We start from the raw sequence: 6,308 nt of genomic DNA, 5'->3' as shown, positions 1-6,308 counted from the left end.
CTTCCCCGCCGCTCCGCGGCCCCGCCGCCACCGCGCCGACCGCGCCCGCAGGCACCACGTCCGGCCACGCCACAAGCGCCACGCCCGCCGGCGCCACGTCGTGCTGTCCCGATGCCGCGCTTCACCGCACCACCACCACCCGGAGGTCCCCGACCGTGACGCATCCCGTCCACATACCCGCCGATGTTGACCGTGAGGACCGGATCGTCGCGAACCTGACCGCCCGTCAGGTGCTGATCCTCGCGCTGACCGCCATCGTGCTCTACCTCGCCTGGGCCGCGACCCGCAGTCTGGTGCCGCTGCTGGTGTTCGCGGTGCTCGCCGTGCCGGTCGCGGCCGGCGCCGGCGTCCTCGTGCTGGGCCAGCGCGACGGGCTGTCCCTGGATCGGCTGTTGGCCGCCGCGATCCGCCAGCGGACCAGCCCGCGGCACCGGATCAACGCCCCCGAAGGTGTGATCGCACCACCGTCCTGGCTGGCCGCCCGTGCCACCAGCGGCACTGGTGGCCGACGGCCGGCCGCGGACGCACAGAGCGCGGCGCCGCTGCGGCTGCCGGCCCGCACCGTCACCGGCCAGGCCGGGGTCGGCGTGATCGACCTCGGCGGCGACGGGCTGGCGGTCGTCGCGGTCGCGAGCACGGTGAACTTCGCGCTGCGCACCCCCGGGGAGCAGGACGCCCTCGTCGCCGTGTTCGCCCGTTACCTGCACTCGTTGACCGCCCCGGTACAGATCCTCGTGCGGGCTATGCCCGCAGACCTGAGCGCCCAGATTCAGCAGCTCGACGATGCCGCCGAGCAGCTGCCCCACCCGGCGCTGGCGCACGCCGCCCGCGAACACGCCACCTACCTGGCTCACCTCGCCGCCGAGATGCAGCTGCTGACCCGCCAGGTGCTGCTGGTGCTCCGCGAGCCGCTGGTCACGGCCGGCCCGGTCGACGGGCTCGGCGGTGCCTCTCCCCTGGCCGCGTTGTCGGGCCGGCGGGCTGCGGCCCGCGACGCTCGCCGTGCCGGACAGGCGATCAGACGGGCCGCGCACACCCGGCTCGCCCGCCGTCTCGCCGAGGCGACCGACCTGCTGGCACCGGCGGGGATTGTGGTCACGCCGCTGGACGCGGGGACGGCGACCAGCGTGCTGGCCGCGGCCTGCAACCCGGCCGGTCTGGTGCCGCCGGCCGCGCTCGCCGCGCCCGACGAGGTCATCACCGCCGACCTCCCCGAGGACTACCCGGCCTACCAGCCCGACCCCGACGACGGCGGCTTCCTGGACGACGACGAGTTCGACGACCCGGACGCCGACGGGGACGGCCCGCTGGACACCGGCGATCCCGACTTCTGGGACCCGGCCCGACCTCCGCCCGCCCGCCGGGCGCTCCGACGGCGGCTCCCGACGGCCAGCACGACCCACACGACGGAGGGGACACGCCCGATGAGCAGACGAGCCCGACGCCGGGCCTCCGCGCAGGCCCCCAGCCCGTCCACCGTGGACGCCGCCGCGGCAGCGTTCGTCCCGGACGCGCTGTCGATCGCCCCGCGCCACCTGGACGTGGGCGGGGACGTCCTCGCCACGATGGCGATCACCGGGTATCCGCGGGAGGTCCACGCCGGCTGGCTCGCCCCGCTGCTGACCTACCCGGGCCGGCTTGATGTCGCGGTGCATGTCGAGCCGATCGATCCGGTCACCGCGGCGAATCGGCTACGCCGGCAGCTGTCCAAACTCGAATCTGGCCGGCAGGTGGGTGATGAGAAGGGCCGGCTGATTGACCCGCAGGTCGAGGCGGCGACCGAGGACGCTTACGACCTGTCCGCCCGCGTCGCCCGCGGCGAAGGGAAGCTGTTCAGGCTTGGTCTGTACCTCACCGTCCACGCGACCAGCGAAGCCGAGTTGGCCGATGAGGTCGCTGCCGTGCGGGCGTTGGCGGCCAGCCTGCTGCTGGACGCGAAACCGGTCAGCTACCGGTCCCTGCAAGGCTGGGTGAGCACTCTGCCGCTGGGGTTGGACCAGGTGCGGATGCGCCGCACCTTCGACACCGCGGCCTTGAGTGCGGCGTTTCCGTTCACCAGTCCGGACCTGCCGCCCGCCGACCCGACGTCGTTGGCGCCGACCGGGGTGCTCTACGGGCTCAACGTCGCCAGCAACGGGCTGGTGCACTGGGACCGGTTCGGCGACGTCGACAACCACAACGCCGTGATCCTCGGCCGCAGCGGCGCGGGGAAGAGCTATCTGGTCAAGCTCGAACTCCTGCGCAGCCTCTACCGGGGTATCGAGGTCCACGTCGTCGACCCCGAAGACGAATACGCTCGGCTGGCCATCGCGGTCGACGGCAGCTACCTGCACCTCGGCGCCGACCACGTGCGGATCAACCCGTTCGACCTGCCCATCCAGACCACCCCGGACGGCCGTCGGACCGCGCCGCGCGACGCGCTGGTGCGCCGCAGCCTGTTCCTGCACACCGTCATCTCCGTCCTGGTCGGACAGCTGACTCCGGCCGAACGGGCGGCCCTCGACGTCGCGATCACCGCGACCTACCAGGCGGCGGGGATCAGCTCCGACCCGCGTAGCTGGGGCCGGCCGGCGCCGCTGCTGGCCGATCTCGCCGCCCGGCTGGCCGCCTCGGAGGACCCGGCGGCGGTGGCGCTTGGCGCCCGGCTGCACCCGTTCACGGCTGGGGCGTTCTCGGGTCTGTTCGACGGGCCGACCACCGGCCGCGGCGACGGCCACCTGGTCGTCTACTCGCTGCGGGACCTGCCCGACGAGGTCAAAGCCATCGGCACGCTGCTCGTCCTCGACGCCGTCTGGCGACGGGTGTCGAACCCCGCCGACCGGCGGCCCCGGCTCGTGGTTGTGGACGAGGCGTGGCTGCTGATGCGCCAGCAGGCGGGCGCGGACTTCCTGTTCCGGATGGCGAAGTCGTCCCGCAAGTACTGGGCCGGGCTCACCGTGGCGACCCAGGACACCGCCGACGTGCTCGCCACCGACCTCGGCAAGGCGATCGTCACCAACGCCGCCACGCAAATTTTGTTGAGGCAGGCACCGCAGGCGATCGATGAGATCACCGCCGTGTTCGACCTGTCCCAAGGCGAACGGCAGTTCCTGCTGTCCGCCGACCGCGGGCAGGGGCTCCTCGCGGCGGGGGCACAGCGGGTTGCTTTTCAGGCTCTGGCCTCGCATGTCGAGCACCGCCTGGTCACGACCAACCCGGCCGAACTCGCCGCCGACCCCGACGACGGCGGCTTTCTCGATCTCGCCGTGCCGGATGACTCGACCGATGACGACGGCCAGATCTATCTCGATGCCGCCTGACCAGCATCGTCGTATCCGCAGGGAGATCGTAGCCATGGATCTGTTCGCCGCGGCGGCTACCACGCCGTCGTCGCCGCTTGCCACCTATCTGACCGACCCGGGGGGCTTCCTCCACCAGATCCTCGGCGCGCTACGGGGGTGGGCGCTGGTCTGGGGCCCTGTCGCCGGCCCGCTGCTCATCCTCGCCGCCGCCGGTCTACTCACCGGGCGTCGGCGGCTGCGCCGCCGCTACCAGCAGCGGCTGATCGCCGGCGCCCGCCTGGTGACCGTGCTGGCCCCGCCCACCGTCGACCCGGCGGGCGCGTCCGCCCTGTGGGCGAATCTGCTCGGCCTGCTCCGCCCCGGCTGGCGACGCCTGGTCGGCCAGCCGCACCTGGTGTGGGAGTACCAGTTCACCGGCGACGGGGTCCGCATCCAGATCTGGGTACCCGGCGTCGTGCCCGACGGGATGGTGGAACGAGCCGTCGAGGCGTCCTGGCCCGGCGCGCACACCCACACCACCCCCGCCCGCGCGCCGCTGCCCGTCGTGGCCCGGCCGGGACGGCGGCTGCTCGCCGCCGGCGGCGAACTGCGCCTCGCCCGCCCCGAAGCGCTGCCCATCCGGGTCGACCACGACGCCGACCCCCTGCGCGCCCTGCTCGGCGCGCCCGGCAGCCTGGCCCGTAACCAGCGGGCGGCGGTGCAGATCCTGGCCCGGCCGGTCACCGGCCGCCGTGTTGCCAAAGCGCGTCGGGCTGCCCGCCGGCTACGCGCCGCCGGCTCGGCGCACCTGGCCGGCGGCCTACTGGACCTGCTCACACCCCACACCGGCCGCACCCGGCAGCGCCGCCGGACGGCTACCGCCACGGTGAAGGTCGACCCGCAGACGTCGCTGGCCCTGTCCGCGGAGGACCGCGCCATCGTCACGAAGCAGCGCGGTGCCCAGTACGAGGTCCGCGTCCGCTACGCCATCGCCGCGATCCTCGACGAGCACACCGACGACACCACCACCGCGCAGGTGGCCAGCCAGCTACGCGGCCGGGCGCACGCCATCGCGTCGGCGTTCGCCGCCTACGGCGACCACAACTACTACCGCCGGGTCCGGCTACGCCGCCCGCTGCCCGTCCTCGCCGCCCGGCAGTTCGGCCGCGGCGACCTGCTCTCGGTCGCCGAACTCGGCACGCTCGCGCACCTGCCGGTCGACGAGGCGACCCCCGGCCTGCAACGCGCCGGCGCGAAGGCCATCGCCCCGCCGCCCGGCGTTGCCGGCCCCGGCCCGAACGTCCGCCCCATCGGGCGCACCGACGCCGGGCAGGCGCGGCCGGTCGGTCTGCGGGTCCCGGACGCCCGGCATCACCTGCACGTCCTCGGCGCGACCGGCGCGGGCAAATCCGAACTGCTCGCCCGCATGACGCTCGACGACGTCGCCGCGCACCGAGGTGTAGTCAATGTCGACCCGAAGGGCGACCAGATCATCGACATCCTCGCCCGCTACCCCCTGGACGCCCTCGACCGCCTCGTTCTGTTCGACGCCGAGTCGAACAGCCGACCGCCGTGCCTGAACCCGCTGGACCAGCCCGACAGGGGGCGGGCCGTCGACAACCTCGTCTCGATCTTCTCCCGGGTGTACGCCGACTCGTGGGGGCCCCGGACCGAGGATATTTTCCGCGCCGGTCTGCTCACCCTTGCCGCTCAACCCGGCGTTCCTGTGATCACGGATCTGCCGAAACTGCTGACCGACACCGCCTACCGCCACCGGGCACTCGGTGAGATCGACGACGACATCCTGGCCGGCTTCTGGACCTGGTACGAAGCCCTCTCCGAGGCCGCGCGAGGCCACGTCGTCGCCCCGCTGATGAACAAACTCCGTGGGTTCCTGTTGCGGCCGTTTGTGCGGGCCGCGATCGCGGCCGGCCCCTCGACTGTCGACATGGACGCGGTGTTGAACGACGGCGGGGTGTGCCTGGTCCGCATCGCCCAAGACGCCCTCGGGGTCGAGACCGCGGCGCTGATGGGCTCGATCGTCGTCTCTGCGGTCTGGCAGTCCACCACCCGGCGCGCCCGCCTGCCCCAAGGGAAAAGGCCCGACGCCAGTCTGTACCTGGACGAGGCCCACAACTTCCTCACGCTTCCGTACGCGTTGGAGGACATGCTCGCCGCCGCACGCGGCTACCGGCTCGGGATCGTTCTGGCGCATCAGAACCTTACCCAGCTGCCTCGGCACCTGGAAGAAAGCATCGGCGCCAACGCCCGCAGCAAGATCTATTTCACGGTGAGCCCGGCGGACGCGAAACGGCTCGCCCGCCACGTCGAGCCCCGGCTGGCCGAGCACGACCTGGCCAACCTCGGCGTGTTCCACGCCGCCGCCCGCCTGGTCGTCGGCGGGGAAGAAGCTCCCGCCTTCACGGTCGTCACGGAAAAACTCCCCGCCCCGGTGCCGGGCCGCGCCGCGCAGATCCGCCGGGCGCTGCGCCGCCGCGCGGCCACCCCCGCCGCGCCGGCTCCCACCGGTCCGGGTCCGCGGCCCACCTCCGACCCGCGCCGCGTCGCCTGACCGCGCGCCTCGCTGCCACCACGAAGGACCATCGATGGCCAAACCGTTGCCGCAACGCGCCCTGCGCGTCCCGTTGCGTCCCGCCGCCCGCGTCGTCGCCGACGCCGAACACCTGGCGAACCTCACCCCTCACCTCAGCTCGCGCGACCGCTGGATTGCCCGGCTCCTTTACGAGCACCGGGTCCTGACTACCCACCAGCTCGTCCAGGTCGGCTGGCCCACGCGGCGCACCGCCAACGAGAGGTTGCTCCAGCTTTACCGCTGGCGCGTCATCGACCGTTTCCAGCCCCTCAGCCCCCTCGGTGAGGGCATGCCCCCGGCGCACTACGTCTGCGACGTCGCCGGCGCCGCCCTGCTCGCCGCCGAAGACGGCCTCGACCTGGCCGCGACCGGCTACCGGCACGACCGCGCGCTCGGCGTCGCCTACTGGCCCCAGCTCGCCCACCGCGTCGCCGTCAACGGCTTCTTCACCCACC

3 protein-coding genes are annotated in these 6,308 nt (G+C 73.3%); all 3 read left to right on the top strand.

Features of this window, described 5'->3' with window-relative positions; all coding sequences use genetic code 11:
• The first annotated feature begins 155 nt into the window (after positions 1-155).
• Positions 156-3,299 carry a PrgI family protein gene (locus tag NBZ83_RS29240; protein ID WP_261562783.1) on the top strand — a complete coding sequence of 1,048 codons (3,144 nt, stop codon included), beginning with the start codon at positions 156-158 and terminating at the stop codon, positions 3,297-3,299.
• A 34-nt stretch (positions 3,300-3,333) separates the two neighbouring features.
• A complete protein-coding gene (locus NBZ83_RS29235; protein WP_261562784.1) occupies positions 3,334-5,832 on the top strand; it encodes a DUF8128 domain-containing protein in 2,499 nt (832 codons plus the stop codon).
• A gap of 34 nt (positions 5,833-5,866) precedes the next feature.
• Positions 5,867-6,308, top strand: a 442-nt coding sequence (locus NBZ83_RS29230; protein WP_261576240.1) for a replication-relaxation family protein, incomplete at its 3' end; no start/stop codon positions are given.

This window comes from Frankia gtarii (genome assembly GCF_025403375.1).
Classification (GTDB): domain Bacteria; phylum Actinomycetota; class Actinomycetes; order Frankiales; family Frankiaceae; genus Frankia; species Frankia gtarii.
Note: the sequence above shows the minus strand (reverse complement) of the source record. Positions and strands in the feature narration are given on the sequence as shown.

What these genes read in the sequence shown, in the direction of transcription:
- NBZ83_RS29235 (WP_261562784.1), top strand. Translation starts at nt 3,334, where the DNA reads ATGGATCTGTTCGCCGCGGCGGCTACCACGCCGTCGTCGCCGCTTGCC.